Genomic DNA, 19,448 nt, shown 5'->3' with positions numbered 1-19,448 from the left:
ATTATGTTTATATTTTTATGAAGATAGTAGGGTTAATTTTGAGTTTTGTAACCACTTGATAGAGTAGATGTATATTCCAATATGTCATAGATAAACTAGAAGCTACTGCTAGGCCGTATACCCCCCAGATTTCTGTAAATATAATTCCTAAAACTATATTTATAAGTAAAGCGATATAAAAAGCTATACAAGTTTTTTTCTCATATCCTGCCATATTTAAAATAGTCGCGACACAACCAGATAAGACATTTATTATTTGTCCAACCATCAAGATAGAGAAGATATAATAAGAAACAGTGTATTGTTCTCCATATAATAATGTAATAGGATAACCACATACTAAAAGCCCTATAATAGCAAAAATTGATAAAAAGAAAATAATCTTTGTGTAAGATGTCACACGTTTTTGAAATTCTAGAAGTGAGCAGTTTTTATAATCATCAGCAATTTGTGAGAGTACATTTGAGTTTACAGCATTTAGCACAAAACTTACCAAAGCACTTAGCTGTAAAGCCACACCGTACAAAGCTATACTTTTTGTGTCAGATATTCCTTTTAATATCAAAATATCTATTTGAGATAGAAGTAAAAGCCCCCACTGCATAAGTGCAAATGATAAGTTACTACCGCTAGGTTTAGAGCTTTTAAAGGAGTATTTTTTAAGCTGCCTTAACCATATTAGAGTTATGTATATAAGCATAACAGTAACCATACTAGCTACTAAGGTTACAGTACCGCTTACATACCAAACAATAAAAAAAATAGTTATAAATAGCATTATAAGACGCAAACCAAGCTGTAGTAGGTTTGCTAAAACTACAATCCTCTTTGCAACAAAAAAAGATTGCAAAATATTAGCTACAAAAAATGGAATAGCAAAAAGTAATGCAAATATCTCAATATAGTTAATCGAACCTTTAAAGTGACTATAAGAAAATATTAGTAAAAGAGTAGTAAGGATGATTGATATACCTCTTTTAAAATACCAGTTTTGTACTAGAAAAGTTTCTTTATCTCTTTGATAGTCAAATAGATCAGATTTACCCCATGTACGTGCTAGTATTCCGCCAGCCCCCATAGTTGCTATTACAGCTAAAATTGTTGCGACTGTTACGCCAAATATATAGTATCCATATTCATTAATATTAAGATGTCTAGCTAAAAGTATAGCAGTAATAAAAGCACACCCTTGCCCAAGTGCTTGGACAAACATAGTTAATAAGGATTTTGATAGTATATGGTTAGAAAAAATTCGTTTTAGCAAGGCGCGTCTAAAATTCGATTAGCGTGGTCAAGATTTTAGCAGTAAAGTACAAATAATATAAGTCAGTGGTTACTAATTTTGATTAAGTTTTTTATAGGCTTGTAAAGCTAAAGCAAGAGAGCCCTTAACTCCAGTATTATCACCAAACGATGCTGGTATAACAAACTCAGCCATATTTTTTAAGGCAGGGTAGTCAAGGTAGTTATTTAGATATCTAACAACATTCTCACGTATCATATCGAACAAGATAGTTTTATGCATTACGCCACCACCTAAGATAACCTTCTCAGGGGAAAAAGCATAAATATAGTTTACAATAGCTTTTGCTAAGTATTCAGCTTCAAATATCCAAGCTTCATGACTATCTGGTAATACTCCAGCTGAAGCGACATTATATCTTTGTTTTAGTGCTGTCCCAGATGCTAGGCCTTCTAGGCAATTACCATGAAAGGGACAAGAACCTTCAAAATTATCATTACAGTTTTGAGATATAAATATATGACCAATTTCAGGATGCATGGCACCTTGTACAAGCTTGTTATTACAAATAATACCACCACCAATGCCAGTACCAATTGTTAGATACAAAAGGTTGTTGACTTCCTTGCCAGCTCCCCAAATTTGCTCACAAATTGCTGCAGCATTAACATCTGTGTTAAATCCAATAGAGCCACTGTAGTTAGATTTAATTGAACTAAGGATATCAAAATTTTTCCATGAGGTTTTTGGTGTGTTTGTTATATAACCATAAGTTTTTGACTCGGTATTGATATCAATTGGACCAAAACAAGCTAGCCCTACAGCTTTTATATTATATTTAGTTTGGTAACTTCTAAAAACTTCCAAAACCTCAGCCATGGTCTGCTCAGGAGTTGTAGTGTTGGTGCGGTGACGTTCTATAACATTACCTTGTATATCACCTATAGTGGTAAAAAACTTAGTTCCACCAGCTTCAATTCCTAATAAATACATACAATGACTCGCCTTTTTTAGAAAAATTTATGCTAATAATTTTAACTCTCTGTAGAGCTTAGTTTTTGTAGAAGGTTTATCCTTTTAGATTTTTCTACTGTTATAAGCTTTAATACCTTTTTCTAGAAGTTCTAAAGCTCTTTTTAGTGCTTTTTCTTCAAGAATATATGCTATTCTGATTTCATCTTTACCAAGACCTTTAGTGGCATAAAAATCAGCAGCTGGAGAAAACATAACTGTTTCTTTGTTATCTTCAAAATCAGTTAGCATCCATAGAGCAAATTTTTCAGTATCATCAATAGGAAGTTTTGCAATCACATAAAAAGCACCTGTAGGCTTTTCACAGATTACCCCTTCCATTTTTGATAAAGCAGTATATGTTATGTCTCTTCTTTTCATATACTCTTGATTTACTTCTTTTAGATACTGCTCATCCACTTCATAAAGAGCAGCTGCACCAATTTGCTCTAAGGTTGCCACGCATAATCTGGATTGACATAGTTTGATGGTTTGTTTTATAAACTCTTTGTTTTTGGAGCAGATTGAGCCAATTCTAGCGCCACAAGCGCTGTAGCGTTTGGATACTGAGTCCACTATAATTACTCTATCTTCAACACCTTTGATATTACCAAATGAAGTACAAGTTAAACCGTCATAAGTAAACTCACGGTATACTTCGTCACTTATTATAAATAAGTCTTTTTCTTTAGCAACTTCAGCAAGTAGCTCTAATTCTTCCTTAGAGTATACAACGCCTGTAGGGTTACCTGGATTAGATATCATAATAGCTTTTGTTTTGTTAGTTACACAAGCTAAAACCTCTTCTTTATTAGGTAGATGAAAACCTTCTTCGGCTTTGGTAGTAATAGGCTTTATAACTACATCAACAGCCATAGTAAAACCGTTATAGTTTGTATAAAATGGTTCTGGTACTAGTATTTCATCACCAGCATTACAAGTAGCAATAGCTGCAAATATAAGAGCTTCAGATCCACCATTAGTAATCAAGATTTCATCTTCAGCGAAGTCTATATCAAACCTTTTATAGTATTTTGAAATTGCTTTTATCAAACTCGGCTCACCTGTTGATACTGAGTATGCTATAGTTTCTTGATTAAAGTTTCTAATTGCATCCATAAACTCATTAGGAGTTTTTATATCAGGTTGACCAATATTTAGATGGTAAACTTTCTTCCCAGCTTTCTCTGCTTGTTGGGCATACGGCACTAATTTACGCACAGGAGAAGCTTGCATAGCTTGTACTCTTCTTGATAATTGCATTTTAAAATTCCTTTTAATTTTGTATCATACATATTATTAGTCGGGGAGATTATAATATATTTTCTATAAGTAAAAAATACTTAATTACCTGAATGTAAGTGGGTAAATACTTGTAATCTTCTATAAAAAAGTGTATAAAATAAAAACAAGCAATTATTTATTTAGCATCCTTTGTTTATATAGTTTATATAAATTTTGTAAACTAACCAGTTTTTAACATAATGATTTTTGATAAACAATTAGAGAAAAAAACCTTAGAAACAAATTTTATTATAGCGATTGGCTACGCTTTTTTTAGTATAATAATAGTCTATTTTGCACAATCATTAACAGTTTTATTAGATACAAGCTACTCAGTTATTTCTATTCTAATTTATGCTATTTCGATATATGTTTTAAGAAAACTTAACCAACCAGCAAATAAGCGTTATAACTATGGGTACTATCGTTTAGAACCAGTATTTATAATTCTAGAATCTTGGTTTGTATTATTAGTGGCATTTAGTGTGATTTTGATGGCTATATTTAATATGTTTACTCACACGATTAAGCCAAACTATGGTGTAGCACTGCTGTCAGAAATGGTAGGTACAGCGTTATGCGTTTATATGTTTTTCTTTGTTAATAAAAGGGCTAACCAAACAGGGTCAAAGATTTTGCTTACTGATGCCCAAATGTGGAAAGCTGATGCTTTATTAGGCTTGGGAGTTATCGTTAATATAACGATTGGGTTTGTTTTGGAAAAATCAGGATTTGATAGACTAGCAGTTTATGTTGATCCAGTAGTAGCGATTCTAATTGGACTGTATATCGTTATCAATCCTATTAGGCTTATCAAGGAAGCATACCAACATTTGTTGGATGCTGCACCATCTTCTGAGCTTAGAAAACAGATTTTTAGAGTTGCAAGGGTAGTAGCGAGTGATGGTTATAATCTACCAATAAACAATATTAAAATAACACAGTCAGGACGTTTTATATTTGTGGATTTGTATTTGGATCTACCTAAGATTGTTGAGACTCAAAATATATTGCAATTTAAAACAAAGTTGCAACGTGAGTATGAAAGAGCCTTTCCACAAAATAAGCTAAAGGTTTCTATAAGTCTTTAGTTGAGTTTGATAGTTTTATAGATGTAGCTGTATTGTATAAATCTACAAGAACAGATATATTTATCTAGGTTAGAACTAACTTAATTAAATTCTATGTTATTACATTTATCAATAAAAAATTTTGCGATTATAAAGTCTACTGATATTGATTTTAGAAAGGGTATGACGGTGCTAACAGGTGAAACAGGCGCTGGTAAATCAATCCTACTTGATGCACTTAGTTTTGTATTAGGAGCAAGGTTAGAAAAGAGTTTTTTGCAGGATAATAAAATCACAGAAGTCTCTGCTACTTTCTGCATCAAGGAGAACCAAAAAGTAAAAAAAATGTTTGAAGAGCTATTTATTGAAAATGAAAATGATGAGTGTACATTTCGTAGAGTTGTCAATAAATCTAAGCAAAGCCGACTTTTTATCAATGGAAGCGTTGCAAAAGCTAGTGATGTAAAGAAAATATCGGATAAGCTGATAAACATATATAGCCAAAATTCTCATCAAGATCTACTTGATCCAAAATTTCAACTAAATCTGTTAGATAGCTTCGCTAACAATGATGAACTTGTTGCTAAGGTTTCAAAAGCTTTTTACGATATACAAAAAATTGATTTACAGATTAGAGAATTAAAAGAGCTTGTAAATAATCAAAATAGTCAAAGAGAATTATTAGAATATAAGCTTAGAGAACTTATTTCTTTAGAGTTGTCAGAAAATGAATTTGAAGAGCTAGCCCAACGCCAAAAAAACCTTTCTAATGTAGATCAAATAAGCTATAGTTTAAGCTATATCAATAGTGCTTTGTATGATAATGACCAAAATATTATAGCAATGTTAGTAGAGCTTGAAAAAGAAGTCAGTAAGCTAGAAGGCGAGGGCTTTTTAAATCTGCAGGAATTAATAGTACAAACAAAAGTATATGCCCAAGAAAGTTATGAGGAAGCACAAAATAAACTAGAATCTTTAGAGCAAGATCCAGAAGAGCTAGCCAAAGTAGAGCAAAGAATGAGTGAGATCTATGATCTTGCACGTAAGCAGAAGGTAGAACCTAGTTATCTCTATGAGTACATCGTAGAATTACAAACAGAACTAGATAGTTTTTCAAAAGAAAATAATAAACTAGAAACACTAGTTATAGAAAAGCAGAAACTAGAGAAAATATATGAGGAGTATGCAAAAACTTTAACCCAAGCTCGCCGTCAAGCAGCCAAAATTTTCTCAATACAAGTTGAGAAAAATATTCGTTCTTTAAACATTCCTAAGGGTAGTTTTGTAGCTGAATTATCCTCTAGTGAAAATAAAACTTCAAAGGGACTAGATACATGTGAGTTTAAAATCAATTTTAACCTTGGTGAGCAGCTTGCTGCTGTCAAAAAAGTAGCATCAGGTGGTGAGTTAAGCCGTATTGGACTATCAATACAAGCAGTATCGGCTGCAAAAAGATCATATCCAACCTTAGTGTTTGATGAAGTGGACGTTGGTATTTCAGGAGCTACAGCTGAAATAGTCGGCAGACTCCTTAAAAAAATATCAGAAAAATTACAGGTTTTGTGTATAACACATCAAGCCCAAGTAGCAGCTCAAGGTGATACACATTTACATGTTAATAAAAAGTATCTTAAAGACACTACAGAATCGAAAATTATAGAGCTAACGGCAGAGCAAAGGATACGAGAAATAGCAAAAATAGTTGGTGGTGTAGATATATCAGAGAATACTTTAAAGCATGCTAAAGAGTTGTTAGGTTTTTAAAATATTTCGAGCCTTTCCACTTAACTGTGTAAATTCACTTACATGAATCTCTGGGTTCTATCCTCAAACTCAATAGCGAAATAAGGCATAGCCTCATTCCAATATCTGACAGGCATAGACCATTTTTTAGTCAAATAATCTATAGCTAAGTATAAAGATTTGAAAACAGAGTCAACTATTGTTTCAAGCTTCTTACAAAATCATCAATCATATTTTTACCCTGCCTAGAAAAAATGAAATTATTTGATAACATATCTACATTTAAATCAGCCTCATTTTCGTTATTAAGCTTGAGGTTGGTTATCCATTCATTAAAAGGGTATACTCCATCGAGTTTTAAAAATTTGAATAATAATATTTTTTGATTTCTTTTCCCATTTTGACCGACCCTCCATTTAATTTTATTATCATGTAATTCTGTATTCGTAAAAATGTAAAACATCAGTTCTCTAAAAAAGTACCTTATCCAAGACAAATTATGGTTATGAAAACTTGAACTATTCAGATAGTCTTTAATAATCCCTCTCATCTTTTCTACGGTAATTTCTCTGCCTGATAAAGACTGCAGGAGGTTTTCAACACTCTTTATGGACCTATCTCCATAATCCATTGCATATTTTACTGGGTGTGTGTTTTTATATACCTGCATGCTGGTTCTGTAAGCATTTAATGCGTCATTAACGATACTGATGAGCATTTCTCCTAAGGTTTTATTTATTATTCGAGTAATATTATTTTGAGCGGTTTCTTGTGCAATGAAGTCTCCGGACCCTATATCACCCCACGAATATAATGTAAATGTTTCCTGTTTTAAAACAATCATTTTTGATATGGTATTTCTATACCATTTTGCGTATTCTAAACGTTCCTTATTATCATGATATGAATCTTTATGCAGATTTACTAATCTATTAAAAATTAGCTTTTCAAATGCAAAATCTGAGATCGTACATAAATCTGCATTAAGAGCATCTTGGCTAACCTTATATCCAATTTTATTTTTTTCTTTAAATGCGTTATACAGATCTTTGTATTTCGGTGTATTCGATATAGTTTTTAGACTATTGTTTTTAATAAAAAGTGCCTCGTCAAGATTTAAGCGGGCATTAAATCTCTCTATTTCTACGTTCCATTTATTTTCTCCTTCTTTCATTCCTATAAGTGAAAAATTCTTGACTTCTAAGTCGGTATCTTCCAAAAATTTATTTAACGTTCCAGGCTCAAAATTTAGTAGAGCCCCATTTTCAAAGGAACCGTTGGTATTCATAGCATGACAGAAGATATGATTGGTACTTTTAACTTTGGCTGCAAGTGACTTTCTTAATGCGTCCAAAGATTTAATTTGATATCTACCTTCTGTGTTCGGCATTATGTCACTATCTATATATAAGCCTGGTATAGTATTTAATATAAACAATCTAGCAATATCTGAAGCAAATGGTAGTAGTGATCCAATACCTGACTCACAAAGTCTGTAAAAAAGGTCTTTGAGATTAATATAACTTTTTTGGGAAATGCTAAATAAATCACTTATTCTGGCAACATAAACTTTCTCATAAAAGGTAGCCCGACCGTTCAAATAATATAACTGACAATGATTACCTTTATCTATATATCTACGATTTGAAACGTTATCATTAGAGATAATGCCTAATACTTTATTTAGCCTTTCATTTACCTTTATAGCACTATTTACATTTGAGTAATTAGTCAAAAAATATATAAATTTACCAAGTCTAGCTTGATGAGTAAGTGCTTCCTTTTCATAACCATTTAAAATATTGCAAAGAGCTTCTTGGAGAACAAAATTTTTATTGAACAAGTTAAACAAAGGTAGATTATTTTGTTTATCGTTAATAAGATTGGTTATAATCCAGTCAGAAATCTGGACATTTCCATCGGAAATTAATAATGCTTTTAAGGCTGGTGATACTATTATGTTAAGTAGAGGCTGTAAATGATTATATCTACCCTGATTACTCTGTTTTAAGTTTTCAACTTTAGTGTTATATTGATTAATGTATTTTTGGTGAGATAAAGTATCTCTTTCTAAACCGTTATAAGGTTGTGGTAAGCGAGTAGGTATATTAGGTTTTCTAGCGATATCAGCCCCTTGATTGTAAAGGCTCCAATTTCGTATTTCTTTAGTATTTAGATGTCCCTGTTGTCGAGGTAGTTCAGTTATAGACTGAGCTATGTTAACTCTTTGAGGGGCTAACATGTTTTTCGTGTAGTCGATGTTTTGATTATTTATAAGCTTTGCAGGATATAATACCGTACCATTTAGGGGGTTCAAATAAGATTCTAAAACAGAGTCAGTACACCACAACACAACTTCTACTTCATGGTTAGGTTTTAAATACCTACCCCAAGCTTGGAGGTTTCTACGAACGTTGAGATTTGGCATTTTTCCTGCCCAAAATAGATGAATGTAAAACATAAAACTATACTCCTGGTTCTTTACTAACAATTTCGCACAAACCATCTACTCAAAATTAACAAGGTGTATTAAAAAATTCGAGTAGTTGTGACCCTTGTAACTAATTTTATCAACGTTTTCGCACAAAATCTTTACTTAAAATTAACAAGAGATGTCAAAAAAATGAGAGTGTTGACCTAAACCAACTAAGATCATAGGAAACCGAGTGAACAAAAATTTACGATTTCGAGCTAATTTCTAGGGAATTGTCACGTTCAAACTGTAACTTTTTTAAGGGTGTTATTAATAAGGTTAGATATAAAACCAGGCCTGCTATCGAAAGGTTTTATGCTCATATTAAGGGCTAGATTGTAGTCTGAAAGTTTTAAAATAGTTGAAAGAGAGTTCCAGATGTGGTTTATTAGGTTTGAGAAGAACTTAAATAAACGAACAGGAACTAAAAAGCACATAGACAATAGACCTCTTGCATAACCCATCTAGAGCTAGAAATTATAAATTCCGGCAATCAAATTAAACCTCAAACCAAATCTTTTTCTTCTGTTTCTATAACGATCGGCAATAATTTTAAATCGCTTAACCATGCCGATCACATTTTCATTCACCACTCTTTGACTAGCAAGTTCTTGGTTTTTCTTTTTATCTTCTTTTGTCAAAGGATTTTTCCTTCTTTTTTGGTAACTGAGATTTGTTATGCAACTTTTGTATGCCTTGATATCCAGTATCAGTAAAGGCTTTTATATCAGCATGTATTTTGGTTTTGGATTCTTTAAACAGCATAAAATCATGACGCTTGCCATTTGAAAACGCTGTGCATATCACTGCTTTAGTTTTCTGATCAACTACAACCTGAGTCTTTAAAGTATGCCTTCTCTTTTTGCCAGAGTAAAACTGCTTTTGTTTGTTGTTGCGGTTCTTATTCTTTACTCTTTTTTTGGGCGCTGGCAAGGTGTTTCTGTCGCATCTATCAGAACAACCTCATAGTCAACACCACTTTTTAATAATGCCTTACGTCCAGGCAATGAGAATTGCCCATCTTTAATCAGAGTATCTTCAATCCAACGTATATTACGGTAACAAGCACTTTCACTTAGACCATAGTTACGTGAAATATGAAAATATGTTCTATATTCGCGTAAATATTCCAGCGCCATAAGCAGCCTATCTTCTATAGACAATTTATTCGGCTTGCCTCCTTGTGCTTTTAGTTGGGATTGCGCTTCATTTAATATCTTTGTCATGACAGTAAAAGTAGTGCGTTTAACACCTGTAAGTATACGAAATCCTTCTGGTGACTCATCTTTAATCTGCTCAAATTTCATCAACATCATTCCAATAAAAATAAAAAGTTTAAACAATTCAGAAAGTTATGCAAGAGGTCTAATGTTAGATGATATTGTAAAGGCTAGACATATCGTTGAGTTTTTACCTGCTTATTCACCTGACTTAAATCCTATAGAAAATAAATGGGCTGAGAAAAAGGCTTTTATCAGAAAATATAAATGCTCCGTAACTCAATGCTATTCGTAATAGTTTTATATGGAGTTAACTATAAAAATAAAAATTATTTATGGAGATTGGTTAAAATAATTTTAGTTTTAAACGGTTCAAGATTGGGATTTATGAGCATGAGTGATAATATATTACAGATTAGAAATTATAAAATTAAGTTTGGCGATGATTGCGTTTTATATTGAATAACTTAGTTATCTCTTACGAATTATTTAATAACTGATATTCCACCCATATAACTAATCAAAGCTTCTGGAACCATGATAGAGCCATCTTCTTGTTGATTGTTTTCAATAATTGCTAGTAATGTTCTGCCAACAGCAAGTCCAGAACCGTTTAAAGTATGGACTAGTTCGGGCTTTTTCATAGAAGGGTTTTTATGCCTAGCTTTCATTCTACGAGCTTGAAAATCTCCACACCAACTACATGATGAAATTTCCCTATATGTGTTTTGCGAAGGCAACCATACTTCAAGATCATAAGTTTTTTTTGCGCTAAAGCTCATATCGCCAGTACATAGTTTCATAACTCGGTATGGTAAATTAAGTTTTTGTAGTATCTTTTCAGCGTGTGAAGTTAGTAACTCTAAAGATTCTTCACCTTTTTCTGCTGTGGTGATGTGTACAAGCTCAACTTTTTCAAACTGATGTTGGCGTATCATACCTTTAGTATCTTTACCATAAGATCCCGCTTCACTTCTAAAGCAAGGAGTATGAGCTGTGTAGTATCTTGGCAATGAGTTTGTTTCGACTATTTCATCTCTTACTAGGTTTGTAAGAGGTACTTCAGCAGTAGGTATTAAGCTATATTTGAAGTCACCTTCTAGCTTAAACAAATCCTCACTAAACTTTGGTAGTTGACCTGTACCATATAGACTATCCTCATTAACCATATAAGGGACATACACTTCTTCATAGCCATGATTTTCGGTGTGCGTATCTAGCATAAATTGGATTAAAGCTCTATGTAGTCTAGCAATTTTGTTCTTTAGGATTACAAAGCGACTGCCTGTTATTTTAGCAGCAGCTTCAAAATCTATCATCTTTAGCGTTTCACCTATGTCGGCATGATCTTTAGGTTGTGCTTCTGGGTGAAAATTACGAGGCGTTCCCCATTTTCTAATTTCAACATTTTGGTTTTCATCTTTACCAATAGGAACATCATCAGCTGGTATGTTTGGCATTGACAACAAAGTTTGGTTGATAGAATCCAGTATAGCTTTTAATTCTTTTTCAACTGTTTTTAACTCTTCGTTGATATTGTTAACTTCAGCAAAAATGTCACTAGCATCTTCACCTTTAGCTTTTCTTTTACCAATTTCTTTTGAGATGGAATTACGCTTAGCTTGTAAGTCTTGAGTTTTTTCTTGTAATTGTTTTCTTTTAGCTTCTTGGGTTTCAAAATAATTTATATCTAAAAGGTATCCTCTAGTAGCTAATTTTTGGGCAGCTTCTTGTAAATTATCCTTTATATATTTAGCGTCAAGCATCAGTTAATTAATCCTTATTTTTTGAATTTGAAAATCGCTTTACCTGTCATTTCAGAGGGTTGTGGTATTCCCATTGCTTCTAAAATAGTTGGAGCAATATCAGAGAGCTTTCCATTCTCTATATCCAAAGTAGCTTCTTTGTGCCCCACATAAACAAATGGTACAAGATTTGTAGTATGAGCAGTATGTGGTTTATGCGTTTCTGGGTTTACCATCATATCGGCATTACCATGGTCTGCTGTTATAAACATATTACCATTTGTGTCTAAGATCACATCTTTAAGTCTAGTTAAGCATTTATCAAGGTATTCGATAGCTTGTATTGTTGCTTCATAATTACCTGTATGACCAACCATATCAGAGTTTGCATAGTTACATACTATACAGTCATACTTGCCACTGTTAATAGCATCCACTAGTTTATTTGTAACTTCTGGAGCTGACATTTCTGGCTGTAAATCATAGGTGGGAATTTTAGGTGATGGTATTAAAATTCTATTTTCACCTTCAAATTCATCTTCTTTACCACCATTAAAAAAGAAAGTTACATGTGGGTATTTTTCAGTCTCAGCTATCCTTAGCTGGGTTCTGTGATTTTTAGCTAATACTTCACCTAGAGTATTTACAGGTTGCTCAGGAGGAAATGCAACGTTACACTTTAATTTAGAGTCATATTCTGTAAGCGTAGTAAAGTTTATTTTCAAAAGTCTATCTCTTTCAAAACTAGTAAATTCATTATCTACAAAAGCATGGCTAAGTTCTCTAGCTCTATCAGCTCTAAAATTCATAAATATAACACTATCGTTCTCTTCAATAGTTACTAGCTCATCATTTTTTTTGATACTGGTTGGAATTACAAACTCATCAGACTGATCACGCATATATGATTGCTCTAAAGCTTCGATAGCAGAATCGCATATATACTCAGAATCAGCATTTACTATAGTATTATAAGCTTTTTCTACTCTATCCCAGCGGTTATCTCTATCCATAGCATAATATCTACCAGAAACACTAGCTATATAGCCAAGCCCCAAGCTACTTAGTAATTTATCAGCTTTTTCTATAGATTCCTTAGCAGAGCGTGGCGGAGTATCCCTGCCATCTAAAAACGCATGTAAGAAAACTCTTTTAACACCTTTTTGCTTTGCTATTTTTATCATTTCAAAGATATGTTCTTGATGAGAGTGTACTCCACCTTCAGAAAGTAAGCCTAATATATGTAAGTTTGAGCTATTCTTAAGAACATTTTCTATAGCTTCACAAATTGCTTGGTTTTTACCAAAAGTATTTTCTTCTATAGCTTTATCTATTTTTGTAAGCTCTTGATAAACAATTCTACCGGAACCAATATTAACATGACCAACTTCTGAGTTGCCCATTTGACCTCTTGGCAGGCCAACATCTAAACTAGAAGCGTTAATTAAGGTTTTTGGGAAATTTTGCCAAATACTGTCCCAAGTAGGAGTGTTAGCGTTTCTTATAGCGTTAAAATAATCATTTTCGCTATATCCCCATCCATCTAATATGACTAAAAGAGTAGTCTGTTTCATATTAATCCTTAAAATGGTTTTTTCAAAATATCAGTTTATTGCGATAATTATAGCTTTATATTTGGGGTTTGTCTTGTTTTGTTTGTTATGCAAAAATTATTTTTATAACACTTACGGCTGGAAAAATAAAAAAACATTAAAAAATAAACATGTTTATGCTCTTGTGTTTTTCTTATATAATTTCTGCAAATCTTTACAATTTACGGTGCTATAGATGAAGCAACCAGAACTCCCAACACTCGATAAAACAAATAAATTAAATACTCTTATCAACAAATTTATACAAGAGTTAAAAAAACTCCATTTTTTGGGAGATATACACTCAGATTATGCTTCTAGGATATCTACTTCTATGGATAATAGCGTATATTTTGTAGTTCCAGAGTTGGTAGTTTTTCCGAAAGATAAACAAGATATAGCGAAGATTTTTAGCTTGGCAAGTAAACCTGAATATCGTGACCTTAAGTTTTCTCCTCGTGGGGGTGGCACGGCTACAGCAGGACATTCTTTGTGTGCTGGTGTTATTATAGACGCTAGTCGTTACATGAATAATATTCTAGAAATAAATATACAAAAGGGTTATGTTAAAGTACAGCCAGGTGTGGTGCTTGATCAGTTAAACAATACTCTAGCAGATACTGAATATTTTTTTGCTCCTAATCTTTCACCTAGCAATAGAGCAACACTTGGTGGCATGGTAAATACTGATGCATGCGGTAAAGGTTCTAGGATTTATGGGCGAACAAGCCAGCATATTTTAGAGCTGGAATGCGCATTAATTAATGGTGAAAATTTAACTACTAAGAAAATAACTTTAGCTGATGTAAAAGAAGAACACTTAAGTGATAGTGAGAAAAAGATATATAGTTGCGTAGTTACGCATATTATTGACAAGTATCAATTAATAGAGGAAAAATTACCAAAATTAAGTAGATTTTTAACAGGTTATAATCTAGCTAAAACATATGATAAGCAAAATAATACTGTTAATCTTAGCTACTTGATATCAGGGTCAGAAGGAACACTAGCATTTGTTACAGAATTAACTCTTAAGCTCACTAAAAAACCCAAATTTAAAGCTTTGTTTGCTATATCCTATGATAATTTCGATAAAGCACTTCGAGCAGCAAGAGAATTATTATCTTATGATCCATCAGCTATAGAAACAGTTGACAATAATATAGTAGAGATAGCCAAAGATGATGAGGTTTATCATAAGATTAAACATATGCTGGAGAAAGAAACTTCATTCAATCTAGCAGCTGTAAATTTTGTCGAGTTTATAGCAGATTCAAGACATGATTTAGATGCTAAAACAGCAAAACTAGAAAAATTATTATTAGAAAAAATGGTCGTTTTTCACCTTACAGAAGATCCAAATGAGATCGATAGCCTATGGGAGTTACGTAAAAAAGGTGTGGGGCTACTCGGGGCGATGAAAGGTGATCGCAAACCAATACCATTTATAGAGGATACAGCTGTAGCACCTGAAAGATTAGCAGACTATATTAAAGAATTAACTAAGCTTTTAGATTCTTATGGTGTGAAATACGGTATGTTCGGTCACGTTGATGTTGGTTGCTTACATGTAAGACCAGCCTTAGATATGAGCTCTACAGAAGATTCTCAAAAGCTTGCAGAAATAACTAAAAAAGTTAGTCAATTAGTCCAAAAATATGGTGGGATACTTTGTGCTGAACATGGTCATGGTTTTAGAAGTGAATACTTAAAAGACTATTTTGGTGATGAGCTTTACCATTCATTAGGATGTATCAAAAAAGTATTTGATCCACATAATCAGCTTAATCCTGGTAAAATTACCGTACCAGATGGTAGTAAAGATAAATTAGTGCCAGTAGACGGGCCATTTAGAGGGTATTTAGATACCCAAGTGCCTAAGCAAATGAGACAGCAATTTTCAGGAGCATATAATTGTAATGGCAATTCTCAATGTTTGAATTACAATTTGGATACTGTTATTTGCCCCTCTGCTAAAGTTAGTAGAAACTGGCTTTATTCACCTAAAGGTAGATCAGCGGTTTTAAGAGAGTGGTTACATCAACTATCTGCAGAAGGTTATACAACTGTTGGAAATGTAGAAAAAATGGGTTTAGATAATCCAAAAGATTTTCCTGATGATTTCTCTCATCAAGTTTATGACTCTTTAGAAAAATGTCTTGGTTGTAAGGCTTGTGTTACAGGATGTCCTATAAAGGTAAATATCCCAGCGATGAAATCACAATTTTTAGCAAACTATCACTCAAGATATCGTCGACCAGCTTTAGACTATTTTGTTAAATATAGTGAGGCTATGCTAAGCTTTAATTTACATATGCCAAAAATATTTAATGATATTTTCAATATTCAGTTTGTAAGAGCAAGTTTGGGTAGTATAGTTGGATTTGCTGATACTCCCTTGGTAAGCTCTTTAAATTTAAAATCAGAGCTTAGAAAGCGAAACGCACTAGAGTTTAGTTTAGAAAAGTTAGCCAAACTTACAAATGAACAAAAATCAAAGACAGTCTGTATTGTTCAAGATATCTTTACTTCACTATATGAGACTCATGTGGTTTTAGCTCTTTATGATTTTCTTACAGGGATGGGTTTTGATGTTTATGTAGCACCATTTAGAATCAATGGAAAGCCAGCTCATGTGAAGGGATTTTTAAAGTATTTTAAAAAACAAGCTTTAAAAGCAACTCAACTGTATAATGAGGTAGCTAGCATGGGTGTTGATATGGTTGGTGTTGATCCTGCGATGACTTTAGTTTACAGGGACGAGTATCCTAAAGCTCTTGAAAGTGAGATAAAATTTGAAATAAAGATGATACAAGAGTGGTTAGTAACGAAACTGGATGCTCTGCCAAAGATGCAAGGACAGCTTACTAAGGAATTCAGTTTATTCGTACACTGTACAGAAAAATCATTGGTAGTAGTTTCTGCTACTTATTGGCGGAAAATATTTGAACATTTTGGTGTTGATATTAAGCTTGTTGAAACAGGTTGTTGCGGTATGTCTGGTGATTTTGGTCATGCAGTTAAAAATTTAAAAACCTCTAAGCAAATCTATGATTTGAGTTGGAAAAGCAAAATTAAAGAAGTGGGAATCAGAAATTCCATAGCAACAGGTTTTTCTTGTCGCTGTCAAGTTAAGAGGTTAGAGGGCCATACGATTAAGCATCCTATAGAAATTTTAGAATTAAATAGAAAAAAATCACAGAAAGCGTTGACATAATAATTTTGATAAGTATAATAGTCCTCATTGTTGGGTTGTTAGCTCAGTCGGTAGAGCAGCTGGCTTTTAACCAGTTGGTCACAGGTTCGAATCCTGTACAACCCACCACTTAATTTTTTCTCAAGTCAGATAATAAAAGTCTAATTTATTATATAATAAGATTAACTTTAACAACTTCTATTACAAAACAAACATATATGGTAGAAGTTCTTGGATATTAGTTTCTTTGATATCAGTTTTAGCCTTATTTGCTAATACGATAGGGCAATCTATATCTAATAGTTCTGACATAACTTGGCGACATGCACCACAAGGGGAGACGGCACTTTTAGTATCTGCGATAACAACTATTTTAGCGATGTCAGTTTTACGGTAGCCTTGGCTATATACATAAAACAAAGCTGACCTTTCAGCACAATTAGTTAAGCTAAAAGAAGCATTTTCGATATTAGTACCTGTTATTACTTTACCATTTTTAAGCAAGACAGCAGCTCCAACTTTAAACTTTGAGTAAGGGGCATAAGCCTTTTCAGATGCTTGAATTGCTATATCAATTAGCTTTGTATTTTCCATATTTTATATCTATATCTCTACTGAAAGTTATTTTTAATAGATTCTTTTATTATATCCATTATATCAGTCATTCCTTGTAGATATTTGATTTTATCTACAGTTTCAGTCTTTGTCCTTTTTGCTATAACTGTACATATACAACTAGCATCTAGACCAAAAGTTGCGCATACGGTTAATATAGCAGAAGATTCCATTTCTAAGTTTAAAACATTTAGCTTGCGCCATTCTTCTACAGAGCCTTGGAAGCTTTTTCGCACATAGCCACTATAACTATCCTTTCTCTCTTGTCCAGGATAAAATGTATCAGATGAGCCAGTTATTCCACTATGTAGCTTTAAGTTTAGTTTTTTGGCAGAGTTATATAGTGATTGGTTTAGAAAAAAGCTAGCAACAGCAGGGTATTCTATAGGAGCATAATGATAAGATGTACCATCTAACCTTACAGATGCAGTAGTTAAGATTAAATCACCAATCTCTATATTTTCTTGGATTGTACCACAAGTTCCAACTCTAATAAATTTTTTGACGCCGAGCATAGCTAATTCTTCTATACCTATTGCAGCAGAAGGTCCACCTATCCCTGTAGAGATTACAAGGACGTTTTTATTATCAACTTTAGCTAACCAGGAAGTATATTCTCTATTTGATGTTAAATAATAAGCATTTTGATCAAGCATTTTAGCTAGCATTTCAACACGGTTTGGGTCACCTGGTAATATAGCGATTTCAGCACTTTTTATGACGTTTTCACTTAAATTTGTGTGGTATAGTACTTCATTAGCATCTACTCTATTATTTTTTATGGTAACGTTAGACATATATTTCTAAACCTTTTTTTAAAAGTTATTTTTTTATTAAAGTATATATCTAGGCTACTGTAAACAAAAGATTTTCTTGCATTTTTTTGTGGCTATTATATTTTATAATATAAGTTTATTGTTTTGGGTATTTTATTTAACTTGATGAGCAAGCAATCATATGCAAATTACGATACTATAGAAAAATTTCTTCTATGTGAAACTCCTGACGCTTGGGTGAATGTGGCCCTAGAGAATGTAAAGCTTATGCTATTAGATCATGCTCACTGCGAGATGAAAGCAGCTTCCTCAGCAATGACATATATTTACAGATATCCAGATAAGCATGATTTAGTTATTAGAATGTCTAAAATTGCAAGAGAAGAGCTTGTTCATTTTGAGCAAGTTATGAGAATTTTAAAAAAACGTGATATCAAGTACAAGCCAATATCAGCATCTAGGTATGCTAGTCAGTTGATAAAAACAGCACGTACTGATAAAGAAGGTCGTTTTATAGACGCTTTAATAATAGGTGCATATATTGAGGCTCGATCTTGTGAGAGATTTGCCAAAATAGCTCCTTTTTTAGATAATGAGCTACAAAAATTTTATAATGGTTTACTAGAGTCTGAAAAGCGACATTTTACTATCTATTTAGAATTTGCTCAAAAGTATTCATCTAGCGATATCTATAATGAAATTAAAAGAATAGGCGAAGTTGAGAGGGATTTGATATTATCTCCAGACACAGAATTTCGTTTTCATAGTGGAATTTTATAAGCTTAAATAATAGGCAATTTCCATTTATAAAGTATCGTCATAATTCTGATAGTTAGTCCTGTACTAATAATAACTACAGTACTAACATATAAATCTACATGAAAGTAGATAAAAGCAGCGTTTAAAAAGCCAACAATAGCTGCAACAGAGGCGTATAGCTCTGATTTAAAAGCTACAGGAATGTCATTACAAATCATATCTCGCATTATTCCACCAGCAACCCCATTAACTATAGCTATGACTGTGCTAACTACTAGCACACTTACAAAGCTCATTTCAAAAACTTCATAACAAATTTGGTAAGCAATACTGCTACCAATGTATGCAAAAGCTATTAAACCGATAGAGTCAAGAATTAGAAAGATATTATAAAATTTATTTATATATTTTTGGGTAAAGATAGCTATAACTGAAAAAACTAGACATATGACTATATAATAAGGATGCAATATAATTGTTACAGGTAAGTTTCCTAATAGTAAATCTCTGACTACACCACCACCTAAAGCTGTGATTAGAGCGATAGCAACTACACCAAAAGCATCCATGTTGCGTCTTGAAGAAGATATAACACCAGTCATACTCTCAGCAATTATTCCAAACATAAACATAATGCTAAAAATAAAAGGGCCCGTTATTCCTATATGATAATTGTGCATATTTTTCCTTGATTTTGAGCAAGCTGGATTTGGATATATTG

At 32.7% G+C, this 19,448-nt stretch carries 14 protein-coding genes, 1 tRNA gene and 2 pseudogenes; 6 read left to right on the top strand and 11 right to left on the bottom strand.

The window, feature by feature from the left end; all coding sequences use genetic code 11:
- Positions 1–7 precede the first annotated feature (7 nt).
- The 3 genes from E4K63_RS05475 to E4K63_RS05465 form a co-directional block, all read right to left on the bottom strand.
- Positions 8–1,264: a lipopolysaccharide biosynthesis protein gene (locus tag E4K63_RS05475; protein ID WP_133940489.1), complete on the bottom strand. Its 1,257-nt coding sequence runs from the start codon at positions 1,262–1,264 to the stop codon at positions 8–10.
- Positions 1,265–1,336: 72 nt separating this feature from the next.
- Positions 1,337–2,236 (bottom strand): ROK family protein, encoded by a 900-nt coding sequence (locus tag E4K63_RS05470; RefSeq protein WP_133940488.1) that lies wholly within the window; start codon positions 2,234–2,236, stop codon positions 1,337–1,339.
- 84 nt (positions 2,237–2,320) lie between these two features.
- Positions 2,321–3,517: a pyridoxal phosphate-dependent aminotransferase gene (locus E4K63_RS05465; RefSeq protein WP_133940486.1), complete on the bottom strand. Its 1,197-nt coding sequence runs from the start codon at positions 3,515–3,517 to the stop codon at positions 2,321–2,323.
- A gap of 221 nt (positions 3,518–3,738) precedes the next feature.
- Between E4K63_RS05465 and E4K63_RS05460 the strand changes: the two genes are divergently transcribed.
- Both E4K63_RS05460 and recN read left to right on the top strand, forming a co-directional pair.
- Entirely contained in the window at positions 3,739–4,629 is an 891-nt protein-coding gene (locus E4K63_RS05460; RefSeq protein WP_133940484.1) for a cation diffusion facilitator family transporter, read from the top strand.
- Positions 4,630–4,722: 93 nt separating this feature from the next.
- The gene (recN, locus tag E4K63_RS05455) at positions 4,723–6,372 is read left to right on the top strand and encodes a DNA repair protein RecN (protein WP_133940482.1); all 1,650 of its coding nucleotides are present in this window, start codon (positions 4,723–4,725) and stop codon (positions 6,370–6,372) included.
- A gap of 38 nt (positions 6,373–6,410) precedes the next feature.
- Here the strand turns inward: recN and E4K63_RS08390 are convergent.
- The 3 genes and pseudogenes from E4K63_RS08390 to E4K63_RS08305 all read right to left on the bottom strand — a co-directional run.
- Positions 6,411–6,548: pseudogene (locus E4K63_RS08390) on the bottom strand (IS256 family transposase); the annotation flags it as partial.
- The gene (locus E4K63_RS05445) at positions 6,548–8,812 is read right to left on the bottom strand and encodes a hypothetical protein (RefSeq protein ID WP_133940480.1); all 2,265 of its coding nucleotides are present in this window, start codon (positions 8,810–8,812) and stop codon (positions 6,548–6,550) included. The gene E4K63_RS05445 and the pseudogene E4K63_RS08390, both read right to left, overlap by 1 nt.
- A 482-nt stretch (positions 8,813–9,294) precedes the next feature.
- Positions 9,295–10,131 (bottom strand): annotated as a pseudogene (locus E4K63_RS08305) (IS5 family transposase).
- Positions 10,132–10,192: 61 nt separating this feature from the next.
- Between E4K63_RS08305 and E4K63_RS05435 the strand changes: the two are divergent.
- Positions 10,193–10,339 carry a transposase gene (locus E4K63_RS05435; RefSeq protein ID WP_166666871.1) on the top strand — a complete coding sequence of 49 codons (147 nt, stop codon included), beginning with the start codon at positions 10,193–10,195 and terminating at the stop codon, positions 10,337–10,339.
- A 190-nt stretch (positions 10,340–10,529) separates the two neighbouring features.
- Here E4K63_RS05435 and serS read toward each other — a convergent pair whose 3' ends face one another.
- Both serS and gpmI read right to left on the bottom strand, forming a co-directional pair.
- Complete coding sequence (gene serS, locus E4K63_RS05430) at positions 10,530–11,810, bottom strand: serine--tRNA ligase (protein ID WP_133940476.1); 1,281 nt, start codon at positions 11,808–11,810, stop codon at positions 10,530–10,532.
- 14 nt (positions 11,811–11,824) lie between these two features.
- A complete protein-coding gene (gpmI, locus tag E4K63_RS05425) occupies positions 11,825–13,363 on the bottom strand; it encodes a 2,3-bisphosphoglycerate-independent phosphoglycerate mutase (RefSeq protein WP_133940474.1) in 1,539 nt (512 codons plus the stop codon).
- A gap of 214 nt (positions 13,364–13,577) precedes the next feature.
- Between gpmI and E4K63_RS05420 the strand changes: the two genes are divergently transcribed.
- The gene (locus E4K63_RS05420; RefSeq protein ID WP_133940472.1) at positions 13,578–16,598 is read left to right on the top strand and encodes an FAD-binding and (Fe-S)-binding domain-containing protein; all 3,021 of its coding nucleotides are present in this window, start codon (positions 13,578–13,580) and stop codon (positions 16,596–16,598) included.
- Between the two features lie 32 nt (positions 16,599–16,630).
- Positions 16,631–16,706 (top strand) — tRNA-Lys (locus E4K63_RS05415).
- A 72-nt stretch (positions 16,707–16,778) separates the two neighbouring features.
- Here E4K63_RS05415 and cdd read toward each other — a convergent pair.
- Both cdd and udp read right to left on the bottom strand, forming a co-directional pair.
- A complete protein-coding gene (gene cdd, locus E4K63_RS05410) occupies positions 16,779–17,171 on the bottom strand; it encodes a cytidine deaminase (RefSeq protein ID WP_166666870.1) in 393 nt (130 codons plus the stop codon).
- A gap of 17 nt (positions 17,172–17,188) precedes the next feature.
- Entirely contained in the window at positions 17,189–17,989 is an 801-nt protein-coding gene (udp, locus tag E4K63_RS05405; RefSeq protein ID WP_133940470.1) for a uridine phosphorylase, read from the bottom strand.
- A 144-nt stretch (positions 17,990–18,133) separates the two neighbouring features.
- On the opposite strand from udp, the gene E4K63_RS05400 reads away from it, so the two are divergent.
- Complete coding sequence (locus E4K63_RS05400) at positions 18,134–18,748, top strand: MiaE family protein (RefSeq protein ID WP_133940468.1); 615 nt, start codon at positions 18,134–18,136, stop codon at positions 18,746–18,748.
- A gap of 2 nt (positions 18,749–18,750) precedes the next feature.
- On the opposite strand, the gene E4K63_RS05395 is transcribed toward E4K63_RS05400, so the two are convergent.
- A complete protein-coding gene (locus tag E4K63_RS05395; protein WP_133940466.1) occupies positions 18,751–19,407 on the bottom strand; it encodes a trimeric intracellular cation channel family protein in 657 nt (218 codons plus the stop codon).
- Positions 19,408–19,448: the final 41 nt, after the last annotated feature.

Source organism: Allofrancisella inopinata, from assembly GCF_012222965.1.
In the GTDB taxonomy this organism is placed as follows: domain Bacteria; phylum Pseudomonadota; class Gammaproteobacteria; order Francisellales; family Francisellaceae; genus Francisella; species Francisella inopinata.
This window is presented reverse-complemented; position numbering and strand designations above follow the sequence as displayed.